This window comes from Vibrio sp. 970, assembly GCF_033339075.1.
Genome location: NZ_JAWOTW010000002.1, coordinates 203629 through 220329, shown reverse-complemented (window position 1 = coordinate 220329; position 16701 = coordinate 203629). Strand labels below are relative to the sequence as shown.

Here is a 16701-nt window from a genome sequence, read left to right as displayed (position 1 = left end):
TCACCACCTATACCCAAGTAGCCTTAAGGTGGTGAGTGATGAAGTTCTTATCAACACAAAGCAAAGTTATCTTGAAGCCAAGTAGTCATCACTTCACTAACCATTAAAGGCTGCTCCAGCGTAGATAGATGCCCACACTCAGGGATAACATGAAGCGTGACGTTTGGGATGCATCTCTCCATGAGCAGGTGATTGTCTAGCGGACAAAGCTTATCTTCTTTACCTGTTATCACCAACGTAGGAACTTGAATGTCCGCCAATAAAGGTCGAGCATCCGGGCGAGTTGCTAACGCTTTAGCATGCGCTTCAAATGCCTCCAAACCTACATTGACCGCCATGCCTTCAATACGCTCTGTCAACACTTTGTCTTGCAAACGGCTGGGATGAATCAGCACAGGCATCAGAGTGTCAGGCGTAATGCGTTCAAACTCACCACTTAACGCACGGCTAACCAGTGCATCACGCTTTTGTGTCACCTCTGGCTTTTCATCTGCTGCATTGGTATCCATGAGGATCAAGCCTTTGACTCTGTTTGGCGCTTGACGGTACACCTCAAAGGCAAGAATCCCACCCATTGATAAGCCACCCAAGACAAACTCCTGCGGTGCGTCTTGCAACACTCTCTGCGCCAGCTGTTCCATTGACGGCAATGAAGCCAGCGTCGGGCATGAAGGCTCAACCCAACTTGGCAACGCTCGGTTGACTTCCTCAAACAATGTGCCATCACAAAGTAGTCCGGGTAGCCAAACTAACGAGGTGGGTTGCGTCATTTTATTCTCCTGCCAGCGGCTTTGGTTGATCAGAGCCAAGAATGCAATACGTCAAACTATTACCACGCAAGTTCGTCAGTGAGTATGACGCACCTTCTGGAACATTCAGCACATCACCGCGCGTTAAAACAACATTAGCTTGTTCGCCTTGATGCGTGAGGACCACCTCTGTATCGCCATCAAAGTTGATAAGTACTTGTTTTTCTTCTCGGCAGTGTTGAGGAATCGAGCCACCTTCAGAAAGCTCATAAGCCATGATGCTCACTTCATCTTCACTCTTTACTTGGAAGTCATAACTCGCCAAAGGATGACCCGTTAAGGCGTATTGTTTCACGTTGCTTCCGCCGAAATCGCCTTTGATTTCACGATAATCTTTTTGCAGAGCGACAAATGGCATCATCTCTTCTGCGGTGTAGGTATCGAAGGTCGCGAGCTCTTCTTCGGTAAGCAGCGGCATCAATTCTGATTCTTGTGGCACCGGGTCGCCATTAATGGTGTCCACGAGTGTGCCATCGGCTTTGAGGTATAAACCATAACCTTGACTGTCTTTAATAACGTTTGGATGCCAAATAACGCCGCCACCTGAATCGTCGCCGCCAAGTACCGAGAACATAAAGCCGTAATCGCGGCCAACCACTTCAAATCCACGGAAGAGATTGGTTGGAATCGAGATGACGTCACCGTGAGACAACACCGCCTCATGCTCTCCATCGTTCCCCCAATAAAAACGGAACTGACCTTTGAACACCAAGAAAAGCTCGGCGGTACGATGAGAGTGCAACGAATTTTTGATGCCCGGCGGTTGGCCTGCGGCACCAATGTTAAAGCCCGCCGTATCGCGAATATGAACATGTTGACGACTGCTTTCTGCCACCCCAGCACCGATAATGCAGAAGTTATCTTTCAGATCACTGCCAGGCGTGCGCGCATCAATAAACGCACTCGTACCCGGAATCAGTTCCATGTAGCGGACCAGATTATTATTCATTTTAGATTGTAGAGTCATTGTAAATCCTTGTTGTCCTTGTTTGGACCTAGCCTTTGAATTGTTAGTTACAAACCGAAAGTGTGTTACAGACCTAAAGGTCGCCCACCATCAACCGCGATGGTATTGCCTGTCGAGAAGGTAAGAAGATCTGCCACGGCGTACACGGCTTGAGCGACTTCTTCATCATTGGCTAAACGCTTAAGCGGTGTGGATTGTTCTTGTTGATTACGCCATGCGTCATCCAAGCCTTTGACAAACTCAGTGTCGACAAGCCCTGGAGCAACAGCCAGAACTCGAACCTCGGGAGACAGAGCGCGAGCTAAAGAACGGGTCATGTTCTCCGCGGCAGATTTACTTGCACAGTAAGCAATGTTGCTCCCCATCGCAGTCTGTGCCGCGATAGAAGTAATGTTCACCACACAACCATTGGCTTGCTTAAGCCAAGGCTCAAACGCTCGAACCATGGCAAAAGGCGCACGGACGTTCACTTGGAAAATTTGGTCAAACAGCTGGTCATCTAAACTTTGCAAATCAGAGTGCGCGACGAATTTCGTCATCCCCGCACAGTTGACCAACAAATCCAGCTTGTCGCTTATTTCACTGACTTGATGTTTAAGCTGTTCAATCGCACTAGAATCTGCCACGTTCAATTTGAATGCTAGATGCTCGTTACGTGGCAGCGAGGAAAGCACATCCTCGGCCGCTTTCTGATTACTGTTGTAAGTCAGAATTACGCGATATCCCGATTCAGCTAGCTTGCGACAAATGGCGGCACCCAGTCCGCCACTGCCGCCTGTGACTAAGGCAAGTTTCGACATATTACGCCTCTTCCACTTTGCCTTTGTAACGGCGTACACGAATATCCGCTTGCTCTTTGTGACCGGCAAAACCTTCTAGTGCACACAAGCGAGAGCAGTATTCACCGACTTTTAAGGATGCCGCTTCCGTTACACGCTGGTAAGTACAAGTCTTGATGAACTTACCTACCCAAAGGCCACCGGTGTATCGCGCCGCTTTCTTCGTTGGCAGTGTATGGTTGGTACCAATACATTTGTCGCCGTAAGAGACGTTGGTTTCACGACCTAGGAACAAGGCACCGTAGTTGGTCATGTTATCTAGGAAGTACTTAGGATCTTCCGTCATCACTTGTACGTGTTCAGAAGCGATATCGTCTGCCACTTCCACCATTTCTTCGTAGCTATCGCATACGATCACTTGTCCGTAATCTGCCCACGCTTTACCCGCAACTTCAGCCGTTGGGAGAATGGTTAACTGACGTTCGATCTCTTTAATGGTTTCTTGCGCAAATGTTTCGCTATTGGTCAACAATACAGCGGGAGAGTTGTAACCGTGCTCAGCCTGACCAAGCAAGTCTGCCGCTGCCAATTCCGGGTCACAGCCTTTCTCATCAGCAATGACCAAGGTTTCCGTTGGCCCTGCAAACAAATCGATACCAACGCGACCAAACAACTGACGTTTTGCCTCTGCTACAAATGCGTTACCCGGCCCTACAATCATATCGACTGGCGCAATAGTCTCCGTGCCCAATGCCATAGCTCCTACCGCTTGAACACCACCGAAGCAGTAGATTTCATCCGCACCCGCCATTGCCATCGCAGCGACAATCGCGACGTTCGGCTGGCCGTTAAACGGAGGCGCACAAGCAATAACACGTTTTACGCCCGCGACTTTCGCCGTCAGTACACTCATGTGAGCGGATGCAACCAATGGGTATTTTCCACCAGGGATGTAACAACCCACGCTGTTTACTGGAATATTTTTATGCCCCAGTACCACACCAGGCATGGTTTCTACTTCGACGTCTTTCATTGAGTCACGTTGAATTTGAGCAAAGTTTCGAACTTGTTGCTGAGCGAACTCGATATCATGACGAGTCGATTCATCAAGCGCATCCACACAGGCTTGGATTTGCTCTTCTGACAGGCGGAATTGCTCCGGCGACCAGTTATCAAACTTTTCAGACAACTCACGTACAGCGCTATCACCTTTCGATTCAATATCAGCAAGAATGTTTTCGACAATCTGACGCACTTTTGCGTCATTTGATGCTGATGCTTCTTCAGTGATTCCGTTTTTTAAAATGCGTGCCATTGGGTTTCTCCTTGAACATTGAGGCTGACGAACGGTTATTTTTATGCTTTTGGATACGAATGCAAAATCAGATTAAACACTTAATTAACATTTGACAAGTTAAGTCAACAAACCACAAAAACCACCCTTAAGCCTTTGTATTAATTAATTTAAATAAATAAAAGCAAGTAATAAGGACCTTGATTGAGTTTAATTTTTAATCAAAAATGAGTTTTAGATCACATCATTTTTACTCATCATTTACATTTCTCCGTGTTAGTTTTTGCATACCTTTGCAAAGGAGAGAATTATGAGCAATTTTAAGCAACGTCTGACTAAAGAAACGCTATTAGGTACATTTGTTAAAACCCCTCATCCTCACATTATCGAGGTATTGGCACTGGCAGAATTGCCTTTTGTGGTACTGGATGCAGAGCACGCACCTTTCGATCGTTCCTCGCTTGATCTGTGCATCATGGCGGCCAGAGCGAATGACCTCGCGTGCGTGGTACGAGTACAAGACAGCGCCCCTTCAACCATTTTGAACGCGCTTGACTGTGGCGCGGCGGGTGTACAAATTCCCCATGTTTGTACTGCTGAGCAAGCGACGCAACTGGCGAAAATCTGCCATTACGGAGAAGGTGGCCGAGGGTATGCTGGTTCCAGTCGAGCAGCGCAATACGCCACTAAGCCCATGGTTGAACACTTAAAAGACAGCCGTGCGAATACGATTGTCATTGCACAAATTGAAGACCCTCAAGGGGTTGAAAATGTTGAAGCGATTGCCAATGTTGAAGGAATTGATGCGCTCTTCATTGGCCAAGTTGATCTCACTGTCGCTTATGGTGCTGATAGCGTTCATGATGAGAAAGTCGCACAAGCAAGTATGCGAGTAATCGAAGCGGCCAGAGCCGCCAATAAACCTGTTGGCATGTTTGTCGCGACGGCTCAACAAGCTCGGGAATGGCGTGAACTCGGCGTTAGCTTCTTTTGTGTTGGCTCTGAACACAAAATGATCATTGATGGCTTCAAGCAAGAGAGAAATGTGATGAATTCTTGAGTTTTCTCTGATATTTACGCCTTATCAATGTAATGCTCTAGACACAGAAATCCCCTAGCCCATACACTCAGCACGTATGAGAAGGTTCAATGGCCTTAAATAAGGAGTATCACCATTAAAGCGAAAGTAACTTCGATCGACGTCGCGAAGATGCTCGGCGTCTCTCAATCGACGGTATCTAGAGCATTCAGCCCGACTGCGAGTATTAGCGAGAAGAAACGCAAAATGGTGATGGATGCCGCAGCTAAGCTCGGATACACACCGAATGCCATCGCCCGAGGTCTGATTTCGAATCGTTCAGGCTTAGTGGCGATTGCGTTAGATAGCGAATCAAACCCAATGTATGACATGCAATCTCGTGCTTTGGCTGTCGAAATTCAAAAGCGAGGCGGACAAGTTGTGCTTTGCCCTATCGACAAAGACGACCTCGATCTCGCCATTTCACGCGCCATTGAATACCAAGTGGACGGACTCGTTATCGCCACCAGCCGTTTAACCTCACGCGCGTTTGCCCAATGCGAAAAGTTTGGCGTTCATTTAAGCTTGATTAACCGCTACGCCGAGGGTATTAATGCCAATAGCTCTGGTATTGATAACCGATTGGCGGGCCAACAAGCAGCCGAGTATTTAACGCAGAAAGGCGCAAAACAGTGTGCTTATATCAGTGGCGATGCTGGCTCCATGACCAGTGAAGAGCGTTGGCTGGGTTTCTCTTCAAAATTGCAAGAACTCGGCTCCCCGTCACCAACCTTTATCCAAGCCAAGTACAGCTTTGAAGCAGGCTTAGAAGCGGCGAAAGCGATCTTGTCGCACACTAGCAAACCCGATGCAATTTTTTGTGCAAACGACATCCTCGCCATGGGTGTGATGGATGGCTTGCGACAAGCCGGAGCAAAGATCCCCCAAGACTTCTCTGTGATGGGTGTAGATAACATTCCGATGTCTGCATGGCCGAGCTATGATTTGACCACCATTGCTCAACCAGTCGACAAAATTGTTAAACGAGCGGTTGAAGATTTGATGAATCGAATCAACGGCAACCTGGATGCAACTGGCGAATACCTTTTCGAGCAAGGCACCTTGATCGAACGTAGTAGCACCATTTAATAAATCCATTTTTATTCATTCTTCATAAACAAAATGCCTTGCTTTCGAGTAAGGCATTTTCTGTGATCACGATTAAATTTTCACCAATCGTTATTTAATTCCTCATCAATTCATCAATCTTGTTATTGACTTGTTACTTTAATGTTTTATTTTGGATTCGTATGCAAAATGGATATGAATTGCTCAACTAATTTATAAAAACATAAAAAGTTGTGTGACTTGCCGACGAATGCCCATGGCAGGTCATACCAGAAACAAGGAAGAACGATGAAGAAAGCAATCCTTACTTCACTTACCGCACTGGGGCTTGCATTTAGCAGTATGAATACGTTTGCAACCAGTGTTATTCGTCTTGCTCATGACAGTCAAGAAACCTCTCCCGTACACAAAGCAATGCTCTATTTCGAACAAGAAGTGGAAGCTCGCTCAAACGGTGAGATAGAAGTTGAAATCTATCCGGCAAGACAACTAGGCGATGTGCGTGAGACTACTGAACTCGTGCAGCAAGGCAACTTACAAATGACGTTTGGTGCGTCAGTTTTACTCTCTCCCTACGTCCCAGAGTTTAACGTGCTCGACGTGTTCTACCTTTTTGATAGCGAAGAGCAAGCACACAAAGCGCTCGACAGTGAGAAGATCGGACAACCATTGTTGAATGCTATGGAATCAAAAGGCTTTCATGGACTTGGCTTTATGGAGGTCGGCTTTCGTAGCGTGACCAACAACAAACAGCCAATTGATAGTATTGAGGACCTGAAAGGGCTAAAGATTCGCTCGGCATCTAACCCCACTCAAATAAGCGCGTGGAAATCTATTGGTACTGCGCCAACACCTCTGTCTTGGGGAGAAATTTTCACCTCGTTACAACAAGGCCTGATTAACGCTCAAGAAAGTGCTATCTACTCTATTTATGCCGAACGTTTTTACGAGGCACAAAAGTACCTCTCTTTAACTAACCATATATACACCAACTACGTGTTGTTCATGAACAAATCGTTTTGGGATTCACTGCCGGCCGCACAACAAGCGCTGATCAGTGAAGTAAGCAAAGAAACCATCGCAAAACAGCGTGAGCTCGCCGCTAAGCAAAACCAAGAAGTAATCAAAGAGCTCGAAGCAAAAGGCATGACGGTTAACATCGTCCCAGACGAGGTACGCAGCATCATGAAAGAAAAAATGAATGCAGCCGTGTACCAAGACCTGCGTAGCAAGACAGGTGAAGACTTGTTTGACAACGTGATTGCCGAGATAGAACGCCTATAACTCCCACTCTTTTGCACGATCTGGCAACAGGTCGTGCTTTCTCGTTTTGGAGGTGAACATGAAGTGGTTTCGCTTACTAGACAAATACCTAGAACCTACCCTTATCGTTATCGCGATCTCGACGATGACAACTTTACTGTGCTTGCAAATCGCACTACGCCTATTTGACGCAACGATCGCGTGGGCTGAAGAGCTGGCACGTTATTTATTCGTATGGGCGATGTACCTGAGCATCAGCTATTGTATCCGAGATGATCGACACATCCGCATTCGTGTGTTCATCGATAAACTTCCGGGCAATTGGACGCAATTCAGTTTGATTGTTTCTGATCTTATCTACCTTGCCTTTAGTGCCACTGTCGCCTGGTTTGGATTTAAGGTGATCAATCGCAGCCTGCAACTCGGTCAGATTGCACCCGCAATGGAAATTCCTATTGCGTGTTTGTATGCCTCTGTTTTAGTTTGCGCACTATTAAGCTGCGCGCGCCTAGTGACAAGCATTTATCAACGTGTGAACGCGTGCTCCACCAGCAATGAACGAGTTCGCTTTTCTCGCCAACGCTATCGCCATATCAAAGCAAAGTACCGTACTTCTAACCGACTATTGGAGTTTAACGCATGACGTCTGCACTTTTGTTTGGCAGCTTTGGTCTGCTTCTGCTCATTGGCGTTCCAGTCGGTATTGCTCTGGCGGCAGCCAGTATGGTCGCGATACTCAGTCTGCCGTTTCTTAACATCGAGTTTTTAGTCCAAGGAATGGTAACAGGGCTCGACTCTTTCCCTCTCCTCGCCGTCGTTCTATTTACCTTGGCAGGTAACCTTATGAGCCAAGGAGGGATCTCAAAACGATTATTACACGTGGCGGAGGTCTTCTTTGGCCACTTTACTGGTGGGCTTGGCATCGTGGCCATTGTGGCGTGCATGTTCTTCGCTTCCATCTCTGGTACGGGGTCTGCCACTGTTGCCGCTATCGGCCTGACGATGATTCCCTCGATGGTGAAGAAAGGCTACGACCGCAGCTTTGCCGGTGCCTTGATAGCCTCTTCCGGCGGAATTGGCGTCATTATTCCACCCTCTGTGGTGATGATCGTCTACGCGATCACTGCTGAAGTCTCCGTCACTAAGATGTTCATGGCGGGAATCATTCCTGGCTTGGTCGTCGGTATGGTATTGATCGGCTACTGTCTAATTGTCTCAAAAATGCGGGGCTACACAGGTAACGAACGCAAAGCGACTTGGGCAGAGCGTCTTGCTGCGCTAAAAGAAGCTAGCTGGGCAATGCTACTCCCCGTGATCATTCTCGGCGGTATCTATTCTGGCATTTTCACGCCTACCGAATCAGCCGCCATCGGAGTTCTCTATGGCTTATTCTTTGGCATGTTTGTTTATAAAGAACTCAAACCAGCGCAAGTGGTGAAAATCATTCTAGAGTCGTCACTGTTAGTTGGCGCTGTGCTTGTCATTGTGGGTGCGTCCGTGACGTTTGGCCGCATATTGACCCTAGAACGTCTGCCGACTGAAATTGCTCAGTTCATTCTATCGATTACCGAAAACAAACTGCTGATACTGCTTTGCATCAATGTTCTGTTGTTGCTTGTCGGTACCTTCATGGAAACGCTGGCGGCCATTGTTATTCTCACACCAATTCTGCTACCCATTACGTCAGCACTCGGCATGGACCCCGTTCATTTTGGTATCGTGATGATCGTGAACTTGGCCATTGGCTTTGTTACGCCTCCTTTAGGTGCCAACTTGTTTATGGCAAGTCAGGTAGGCAAAGTACCGATAGAGTCGCTCTCTAAAGCCATTATGGGCTGGATTGGGGCAATGATAGTGGCCTTGATGTTGATTAACTTCATCCCTGCCATCTCGCTATCGTTACCTGCGCTTTTATCCTGATCGTTGCACTCATAGAGCGCTTATGACTGTTATAGCCACTAGATAAACACCTTTCTAGTGGCTTATTCGTTATTTACTTCCGATTTAATAAAAAAGCCCTTAAGCATTCGTATGCAAAAGGAAAATTTGAAAGATATAAGGATAATTGACACCAAAATAGCTGAATATTAGCGATAAAGTCTATTTGGGTGCCTTGATCTGCATGATTATCAGTTTTGGCTTAATCATTTGTTTCCATTCAAACAGATCAAAATAAATTAAGCGATTAAAAAACAATAAGATATTAGGAAATTCATACAAAAAACTTTGACCTCCTTTCTTATTAACACGTCTCGATAAGAGATAGCTTCCATCTCGCCTGTACTTTTTTAGTTTGTTTTCTGCTCAATTGTTAAAAACCTGATCATCAGCACGCTATTTAAACAATCAAAAAACAATCCGTTGACAAAATGGCAACATGATATATTTTGAATACGTAATCAAAACATAATTCAAACATAATTATTCAATTACGGAGGTGATTTATGGCCATGGTTGGCTTCGATGAAAAGTGGCGTGATTTTCCCGACTACATTCTTGGTATCACAAAAGAGATTTGGGAAGACCGAGGTTTAAACACCTTAGAACACTACTACTCTCCCGACATTGTTGTGCGTACTCCACTCTCTATCGTTCAAGGAAACGAAGGGGTGATCAGTGCAACAATGGCGACACTGGCCGAGTTTCCCGATCGCACGCTATATGGCGAAGACGTCATTTGGTCAGGCACCCCGGAACAAGGCATGCTTTCTTCTCATCGAATCATCTCTACTGCAACACACAGTGGCAACGGCTTCTACGGGCAAGCCTCGAACCGCAAACTTCGTTTCCGTATTATCGCAGATTGCCACGCTATCAATAACCAAATCAATGACGAATGGTTGGTTCGCGATCAAGCCGATATCGCGAAACAACTGGGTATGACGTCAGAAGAGTTTGCACGCCAACAAATCGAATTTGAAGGTGGCGTGGAATCAAGCCCATTTCCGTTCACACCTGAAGTCGACATTCCTGGACCTTATTTGGGCGTAGGCAACGACAACGAATATGGTCAGCGCTATGAAGCAATTCTCAGAAGCCTTATGAATGCCGAGTTCTCTATAGTACCGAAAGAGTACGACCGCGCTTGCATCGGCGAATACACTGGCGGTCAAACTGCCCTATCACACTCGGAAGTCGATCATTTTTGGATGGCACTTCGTGCGTCTTTCCCAAATGCTCAATTTACCGTTCACCATCGTATTGGCCGGGATGACGACATGATGTCACCACGCGCTGCAATTCGATGGTCTTTGCACGGTAAGCATGAGGGATATGGGATGTTTGGTAAGCCTTCAGGAAAAGAGGTTTACATCATGGGGATCAGCCACGCTGAGTTTGGCCCTTGGGGTCTTCGTCGCGAATTCACTTTGTTTGACGAGACCGCAATCTGGAAGCAAATCCTGCTACAGCAAGGCTAACGGCTGACTAAACACTATTTATTAAAATCACAGACAGTAAGGAAGCAACATGTCACTCAACATCATCGAACAGTTCTACCAGAACTACTTCAAAGCCGCAGACAAAGAGCAAAAACAGGCCGCTCTGCAAGCTTTGAACCCTGACGTAAAATGGTGCGTGGCGCACCCTGTGAACGATCTTAATGGCCCAGATGCAACCCACGAATCTTTCCTCTCACCACTTGTGAATGCTTTGCCTGACGCCGAGCGCCGACCAATAATTGTGATGCACGGCGAATACAAAGGCCGCACTTGGTACAACTCTACCGGCTACTTTATCGGTACATTTGAACAACCACTGTTTGGCATCCCAGCAACAGGGAAAACACTCTACTTGCGTTACACCGAAATGGTGTGTGTGGAGAACGACCAAATCACCGAATCTTACATGATCCCAGACTTCATCGACGCGATGAATCAAGCAGGCTGCAACCCTCTTCGTAAAAGCTTAGGTCACGATGGCTTGGTTCCTTCTCCTGCGACTTCTGACGGTATTCAACAATCTGTTGTGTCTTTGGGAGAAAGTGAAAAGAGCGCCCAGCTGGTTGAAGATATGCTGTCTTGCTTGGGTCGTTTTGATGGTCAAGATCTTTTCTCGATGGATTTAGAAAACTACTGGCACAATGACTTCATGTGGTACGGCCCTGCAGGTATTGGTACTACGCGCGGTATCAAAGGTTTCCGTAACCACCACCAAGCACCATTCGTGTTCGCCTTCCCTGATCGAAGTGTCGATATTGAGGTCAATTTTTTGGCCAAAAATGACTACGTATCCACAGGTGGTTGGCCACATATGCATGGTACTCACACTGGTCACAGTGGCTGGCTCGGTCTCGCCCCGACAGGAAAACACATCGAACTTCGCGTTATGGACATTTGGCGACGCGAAGGCGATTTACTGAAGGAAAACTGGGTGGCGATCGACATCGTTCATATCCTGCTGCAGCTTGGCTATGACGTGTTTGCACAAATGAAAGAACAGTTAGAAGGACCTAATTATGCATGAGTTTGGCGCACTTAACTGGAGCATCCTTGGGGGATACATCGCCCTAACGCTAGTATTGGGTGCGGTGATTGGTAAGCGAGTAACTTCAGCTAGCCAATTCGCTTTGGGTGATAAGAGCATCCCTTGGTGGGCGATCGGTATTTCTGTCGTTTGTACTTACGTGAGTGCCATGTCGTTCCTTGGCGGGCCAGCTTGGTCTTACAAAGAAGGCCTGTCGGTTATCGCGATTCACCTCAATTATCCGCTGGTGATCTTCTTCATCGTGGCTGTGTTTATGCCGTTTTTCTACAACAGCGGTTTAACCTCCATCTACGAGTATCAAGAACGACGCTTCGGTAAGGCTTCACGACTGACTTTGTCGTTTATCTTCCTTATCAAACAAGCATTGAGCTCGGCAGCCGTACTCTACGCGACAGCAATGATTTTAGAGTTCATTACTGGTATCGACGTGATGTACTGCATCATGATCGTCACTGCAATTGCCCTTATCTACACCGTAATGGGCGGTATCGCGGCTGTCATTTGGACCGATGTGATTCAAGCAGTAATCTTATTTATTGGCGCATTCATCATCATTGAAGCCGTTTGGAATGGCATGCCTTCTCCAATGACGGAGGTCATGGCAGAGCTCAAAGCGAAAGGAATGACCGATGCCCTACAAACAAGTTTTGACCTAAGCCAAGTAACGACGGTATGGGCTGGCGTTATCGCAATGACGATGTTCCACACCACCGTGTATGGCGGTAACCAGATGATGGTACAACGTTGTATGGCCGCGAAAAACATGGGCGATGCGAAAAAGGCAATGTTGATGATGGGCTACGTGGCCTTCTTTATTTACTTTGTCTTTATCTTGCTTGGCGTCCTATTCAACGCTTATTACGACGGTAAAGAGTTTGAAAATGGCAACACCATCATTCTTCATTACGCGAGTGAATATGGAATGCCAGGCTTGATGGGCATCATTGCAGCTGCGATTCTGGCGGCAAGTATGTCGAGTCTCGATTCCGCCTTTAACTCAATGGCGACCGTTTCTGTGGCTGACTTTTACAAACGCTTCTACAAGCAAAACGAGTCGGAAGAGCATTACTTAAAGGTATCGCGTTTCTTCACGGTGGCGTGGGCGATTTTGGTCATCATTCCAGCGATCATGTTTGCCACCAGCACCGGCTCGGTACTGGAAGTGCTGAGTAAGGCAGGCTCTTACTTTGTCGGTGCGAGCTTCTGTATGTTCGTCCTTGGGTTCTACTCAAAACACATTACTGAAAAAGGCTTGTTGATTGGCGTTGCTGCTAGCTTCTTGGTGATTTGGTATGTAGCCGTTGCGACCGATATTGCGTGGCCTTGGTATTGCGTGATTGGCGTCCTTGTGAATGCCGTTGTTGCTTACATTGCTAGCCTTCTCCTGACGGGTAAACAAGATGAAATGCATCTTTACACAGTGAAAGGCCAGCAAGCGGAATATGCTCGTCTAAATAAACCAATCAAGGAAGATGGTTGGTATGTCGTTCCCGGCAAAATCGATGCTCCATGTTATGGCTTACTAGTGATGTTTGTGTTCTCTCTCGTGATGCTTTGGGGGATCAACGCGTTTACCGACAACGCTCCTATGCTGATTAACTTTATGCGTGGCTGCTCTATTCTTGTCGCAACCGCTTGCATCGGATACATGGGGTATTCACTCCTCTCCCCGAAACGTAAAGTTGCAGTCAAACAAGCAAATTAATGTTCTTTACGTAGATACTGTACGTCCAACAAACGGACAGTATCTACGCTCTAGCTCTAGTGCTAGCTCAAAGCAAATCGAATGGGTTAACCCACATTTTGCTTTTTAATACTCCAAAGCCATTATTCTACTTAGGATACCCGTTAGAACATTTATGAATACGTACCTATTTATGCTAGTCTTATGACCTCAATTACTGGCAACTAAGTTTTATTCATGAAATCAATTAAACACGTAGTCACATCAAAAGATGTGGCAAAGATGGCAGGCGTCTCTCAATCTACTGTATCGCGCGTGTTTGTTCCGGGTAGCTCAGTATCCGAAAAGACCAAGCAAAAAGTCTTTGAAGCGGCTAAAGCCCTTAACTACCGCCCTAACGCCTTTGCACGTAGCCTGACCACAAACGAATCGAAATTGATAGGTTTGGTGTTTCCTGATGCGGATTACCCTATCCATATGAAAACACTGCAATTAATTTCCAGTGAGTTACAGAAAAAAGGTTATTCTGCCGTATTGATTCCATGGCAAGTGGATGAAGAAGAGGGCCACTCAATCCCAAATATCTTCCAGTATCGCGTCGATGGTGTCATTGCTGCTTCCGCAACCTTCAATAAGTCCCTTTATGAAGAATGTGAAGAGTTTAATATCCCAATTGTTCAATACGCACGAGTTGTTGAAGGTACTAGGAGTAGCTACGTTATCAGTGACAACTACGAAGCAGGCCAACAAGCTGCGCAACTTCTGCACAAAAGTGGCGTGAAGAACGCGGTTTATTTGACGGGAGAAGTGCCAACCTTTACGAATGACGAACGTCAAAGCGGCTTCTGCTCTGAATTTGAAGACCTAACCGGCAAGACGCCACGCATCATTGAAGCCAGCTATGACTACGCGAGCTCACTTGATAAAGTCCGTGCCATACTGGCAGACAAAAATCGGCCTGAAGCGGTGTTCTGTGCAACCGATAACCTTGCGATGGCGGTCATGGATATCGCCCGTATAGAATGCGGGTTGAGGATTCCTCAGGACTTACAAGTCATTGGTTTTGATAATATTCCTCAGACAGAATGGTTAAGCTATCAATTAACCACGTTCCGCCAGGATTTCCGTCGCCTCGCTCGCGAGTGCGTGAAGATCATTGTTGATCAAATTAATACGAAAAACGGCAGCCTAGTAAAAATGATGGTGCCAGTGAAGTTAATCGAGCGCCAGACAACAAAAGCTTAAATAGCTATAGCCAGCCATTCGGTTGGCTTTTTTATTTGCCTCTGACTCCCAAACGGCTCATTTAGTGTTGTAAGCATTAATGAACCCATGTATATTTATGAGCTATTACACTATATGAACCAAACAAAAAGAGGCTCATAATCCTTATGACCACGTATCTTTACACTCGTTATTCGCCAAAAAATCGAGCTTACCAAGAGCACCTTAATACTCTAAAAGCTTTTGCGCCCGAAGCTCAGCATTTTGAGGATAAGGTTCGTGGTTGCATGCCTCCAACCGAGAGAGAGGCATTCTTACGACTGCTCGATTCCGTCAGAGCTGGGGATACGATTGTGCTCTGGTGGCTGACCGCATTTGGTCGCGACTTTAGTCAAGCATTGAACACGATAAAAATGCTACTCGATAAAGGGGTAACATTGAAAACTGTATGTGAATCAATAACTTTTGAGCCAGGTTCTGTTCAGACTCAAACACTACTCACAGTGTTATCTGGATATGGGAAAGTGCAGACTGAACATCGCCTGTTTGCCGCAGAGCAAGGGCGACAGGCCATTAAAGAGCAGCCAGAATTATGGAAACAGAAGTTTCGCGGCCGCCCCGCAAACAAAACCAAACACCAACAGATCGCAACGTTACTGCTAGAAGGCTACACATTGCAAAACGTAGCAGAGCAATGCGAAGTCAGTCTATCGACTGTGAAGCGGGTCAAAGCAAAGCTAAATGAAGTGGATGACGAAGGCGGCTTAAGCTCACGACGCCAAAAAGGTTGTTTGAATGGAGACCAGTCATGAGTCGCCCAATCAACTTTCATACTATACTACTCGCCTGTCTTATTATTAGCGTTGGCCAGTTGAGCATGGGGCTAGTTATGCCCTCTTTGCCATGGATAGCAAAAGACTTTTCCATCTCCCTCGACCAAGCTCAACTGCTTGTGAGTATTTATTTGCTCGGCTTCGGCCCCTCTCAATTTATCTACGGGCCAGTGTCAGATGCTTTAGGACGAAAAAGAGTATTACTTACCGGTTTACTCATCGCGATGTCTGGTCTGCTGATAATTATTTTCTTCAGTGACACATTTACAGGGATGGTGATGGGGCGCTTTTTACAAGGGTTAGGTACAGGATGCTGCGCGGTACTCGCGAGGGCGTCGACTCGAGATAGATTTAGCGGGGATGAACTCCCAGTGGCAATGTCTTACATCGCCATGGCGGCTTCAATCACGCCACTTATTGCACCTGTGATTGGCGGCTTTATCAACTTCCACTTCGGTTGGAGTATGGTGTTTATTTCTCTGTTGGGCTATGTCTCGCTGGCTTGGGTAATCATCGCCTTTAAGTTCACAGAAACCATCACAAAACGTTCTGTCATTCCGTCACCCCGAAAAATGTTACTCCAATACAAGAGCTTACTTACGTCTCGTTACTTTATGAGCTTCGCCAGTATCAGTTGGTTAAACTTCAGCTTAATGATTACGACAGTCTCTGTGATGCCATTTATCATGCAAGATCAAATTGGCATGACCTCCGCTCAATACGCGATGTGGGCGCTCATTCCCGCTTTGGGTATGTTATGTGGTACCACGATTTGTAACCGAGTAAGGCCAATTATTGGCAATAAAAAAATGCTGCTCTGCACCCCATTTCTTCACCTCGCTGCCGCAATATGGTTATTTTTCTGTCCTGTTGAGCCTCTATTTCTGATGCTAGGACAGCTATTAATGATCTTGGGTAATGGTATTGCCCTACCTTGTGCACAAGCGATGGTAATGCAACCTTATAAAAAGCAAGCAGGTGCCGCAGCGGCAATGTCTGGTGGTGGACAAATGGTCGTCTCCTCATTGGTCAGCTTAACTCTGGTGCAGCTTGGATTGAGTCAAGCATGGCATCTAGCGATCGTTATCGTAATATTTGCATCGCTTACCTTCACCAACATTCAACGTGGCTTCAGTGCAGAGCAACCTTCAGAACGATAACAAAAAACATACTATTGTCCTTATAGTTACGACAAATCGTATAAACTTAAATTTAGG

At 46.4% G+C, this 16701-nt stretch carries 15 protein-coding genes; 11 read left to right on the top strand and 4 right to left on the bottom strand.

Annotated features, from left to right (window positions below):
- Positions 1-50 precede the first annotated feature (50 nt).
- From R7Q11_RS03550 to hisD, 4 genes are all read right to left on the bottom strand, one after another.
- Positions 51-770 carry an alpha/beta fold hydrolase gene (locus tag R7Q11_RS03550; RefSeq protein ID WP_053350176.1) on the bottom strand — a complete coding sequence of 240 codons (720 nt, stop codon included), beginning with the start codon at positions 768-770 and terminating at the stop codon, positions 51-53.
- 1 nt (position 771) lies between these two features.
- Positions 772-1776 (bottom strand): cupin, encoded by a 1005-nt coding sequence (locus R7Q11_RS03545; RefSeq protein ID WP_025768658.1) that lies wholly within the window; start codon positions 1774-1776, stop codon positions 772-774.
- 65 nt (positions 1777-1841) lie between these two features.
- Positions 1842-2576 carry an SDR family NAD(P)-dependent oxidoreductase gene (locus tag R7Q11_RS03540; RefSeq protein WP_005374763.1) on the bottom strand — a complete coding sequence of 245 codons (735 nt, stop codon included), beginning with the start codon at positions 2574-2576 and terminating at the stop codon, positions 1842-1844.
- A 1-nt stretch (position 2577) separates the two neighbouring features.
- Positions 2578-3870 (bottom strand): histidinol dehydrogenase, encoded by a 1293-nt coding sequence (gene hisD / locus R7Q11_RS03535; protein ID WP_005374756.1) that lies wholly within the window; start codon positions 3868-3870, stop codon positions 2578-2580.
- 289 nt (positions 3871-4159) lie between these two features.
- Here hisD and R7Q11_RS03530 point away from each other — a divergent pair, with 289 nt between their 5' ends.
- The 11 genes from R7Q11_RS03530 (at position 4160) to R7Q11_RS03480 (ending at position 16644) form a co-directional block, all read left to right on the top strand.
- Complete coding sequence (locus tag R7Q11_RS03530) at positions 4160-4909, top strand: HpcH/HpaI aldolase family protein (RefSeq protein ID WP_005374748.1); 750 nt, start codon at positions 4160-4162, stop codon at positions 4907-4909.
- Positions 4910-5059: 150 nt separating this feature from the next.
- A complete protein-coding gene (locus tag R7Q11_RS03525) occupies positions 5060-6016 on the top strand; it encodes a LacI family DNA-binding transcriptional regulator (protein WP_025768661.1) in 957 nt (318 codons plus the stop codon).
- Positions 6017-6283: 267 nt separating this feature from the next.
- Positions 6284-7279, top strand: coding sequence for a TRAP transporter substrate-binding protein (locus tag R7Q11_RS03520; RefSeq protein WP_025768662.1), 996 nt, complete (start codon positions 6284-6286; stop codon positions 7277-7279).
- 58 nt (positions 7280-7337) lie between these two features.
- The gene (locus tag R7Q11_RS03515; protein WP_025768663.1) at positions 7338-7901 is read left to right on the top strand and encodes a TRAP transporter small permease; all 564 of its coding nucleotides are present in this window, start codon (positions 7338-7340) and stop codon (positions 7899-7901) included.
- A complete protein-coding gene (locus R7Q11_RS03510) occupies positions 7898-9178 on the top strand; it encodes a TRAP transporter large permease (protein ID WP_213885245.1) in 1281 nt (426 codons plus the stop codon). Before R7Q11_RS03515 ends, R7Q11_RS03510 begins: the two co-directional genes overlap by 4 nt.
- A gap of 524 nt (positions 9179-9702) precedes the next feature.
- Positions 9703-10677, top strand: coding sequence for an ester cyclase (locus R7Q11_RS03505; RefSeq protein ID WP_017820104.1), 975 nt, complete (start codon positions 9703-9705; stop codon positions 10675-10677).
- A gap of 49 nt (positions 10678-10726) precedes the next feature.
- Positions 10727-11722 (top strand): ester cyclase, encoded by a 996-nt coding sequence (locus R7Q11_RS03500; RefSeq protein WP_213885246.1) that lies wholly within the window; start codon positions 10727-10729, stop codon positions 11720-11722.
- Positions 11715-13448, top strand: coding sequence for a sodium:solute symporter family transporter (locus R7Q11_RS03495; RefSeq protein WP_203345554.1), 1734 nt, complete (start codon positions 11715-11717; stop codon positions 13446-13448). Before R7Q11_RS03500 ends, R7Q11_RS03495 begins: the two co-directional genes overlap by 8 nt.
- 216 nt (positions 13449-13664) lie before the next feature.
- Positions 13665-14672 (top strand): LacI family DNA-binding transcriptional regulator, encoded by a 1008-nt coding sequence (locus R7Q11_RS03490; RefSeq protein WP_017820101.1) that lies wholly within the window; start codon positions 13665-13667, stop codon positions 14670-14672.
- A gap of 146 nt (positions 14673-14818) precedes the next feature.
- The gene (locus R7Q11_RS03485) at positions 14819-15463 is read left to right on the top strand and encodes a recombinase family protein (protein ID WP_047102429.1); all 645 of its coding nucleotides are present in this window, start codon (positions 14819-14821) and stop codon (positions 15461-15463) included.
- Positions 15460-16644, top strand: coding sequence for a multidrug effflux MFS transporter (locus R7Q11_RS03480; RefSeq protein WP_017820099.1), 1185 nt, complete (start codon positions 15460-15462; stop codon positions 16642-16644). The genes R7Q11_RS03485 and R7Q11_RS03480 overlap by 4 nt, the downstream gene beginning before the upstream one ends.
- Positions 16645-16701 lie beyond the last annotated feature (57 nt).

What these genes read in the sequence shown, in the direction of transcription:
- R7Q11_RS03550 (WP_053350176.1), bottom strand. Translation starts at nt 770, where the DNA reads ATGACGCAACCCACCTCGTTAGTTTGGCTACCCGGACTACTTTGTGAT.
- R7Q11_RS03545 (WP_025768658.1), bottom strand. Translation starts at nt 1,776, where the DNA reads ATGACTCTACAATCTAAAATGAATAATAATCTGGTCCGCTACATGGAA.
- R7Q11_RS03540 (WP_005374763.1), bottom strand. Translation starts at nt 2,576, where the DNA reads ATGTCGAAACTTGCCTTAGTCACAGGCGGCAGTGGCGGACTGGGTGCC.
- hisD (WP_005374756.1), bottom strand. Translation starts at nt 3,870, where the DNA reads ATGGCACGCATTTTAAAAAACGGAATCACTGAAGAAGCATCAGCATCA.
- R7Q11_RS03530 (WP_005374748.1), top strand. Translation starts at nt 4,160, where the DNA reads ATGAGCAATTTTAAGCAACGTCTGACTAAAGAAACGCTATTAGGTACA.
- R7Q11_RS03525 (WP_025768661.1), top strand. Translation starts at nt 5,060, where the DNA reads ATGCTCGGCGTCTCTCAATCGACGGTATCTAGAGCATTCAGCCCGACT.
- R7Q11_RS03520 (WP_025768662.1), top strand. Translation starts at nt 6,284, where the DNA reads ATGAAGAAAGCAATCCTTACTTCACTTACCGCACTGGGGCTTGCATTT.
- R7Q11_RS03515 (WP_025768663.1), top strand. Translation starts at nt 7,338, where the DNA reads ATGAAGTGGTTTCGCTTACTAGACAAATACCTAGAACCTACCCTTATC.
- R7Q11_RS03510 (WP_213885245.1), top strand. Translation starts at nt 7,898, where the DNA reads ATGACGTCTGCACTTTTGTTTGGCAGCTTTGGTCTGCTTCTGCTCATT.
- R7Q11_RS03505 (WP_017820104.1), top strand. Translation starts at nt 9,703, where the DNA reads ATGGCCATGGTTGGCTTCGATGAAAAGTGGCGTGATTTTCCCGACTAC.
- R7Q11_RS03500 (WP_213885246.1), top strand. Translation starts at nt 10,727, where the DNA reads ATGTCACTCAACATCATCGAACAGTTCTACCAGAACTACTTCAAAGCC.
- R7Q11_RS03495 (WP_203345554.1), top strand. Translation starts at nt 11,715, where the DNA reads ATGCATGAGTTTGGCGCACTTAACTGGAGCATCCTTGGGGGATACATC.
- R7Q11_RS03490 (WP_017820101.1), top strand. Translation starts at nt 13,665, where the DNA reads ATGAAATCAATTAAACACGTAGTCACATCAAAAGATGTGGCAAAGATG.
- R7Q11_RS03485 (WP_047102429.1), top strand. Translation starts at nt 14,819, where the DNA reads ATGACCACGTATCTTTACACTCGTTATTCGCCAAAAAATCGAGCTTAC.
- R7Q11_RS03480 (WP_017820099.1), top strand. Translation starts at nt 15,460, where the DNA reads ATGAGTCGCCCAATCAACTTTCATACTATACTACTCGCCTGTCTTATT.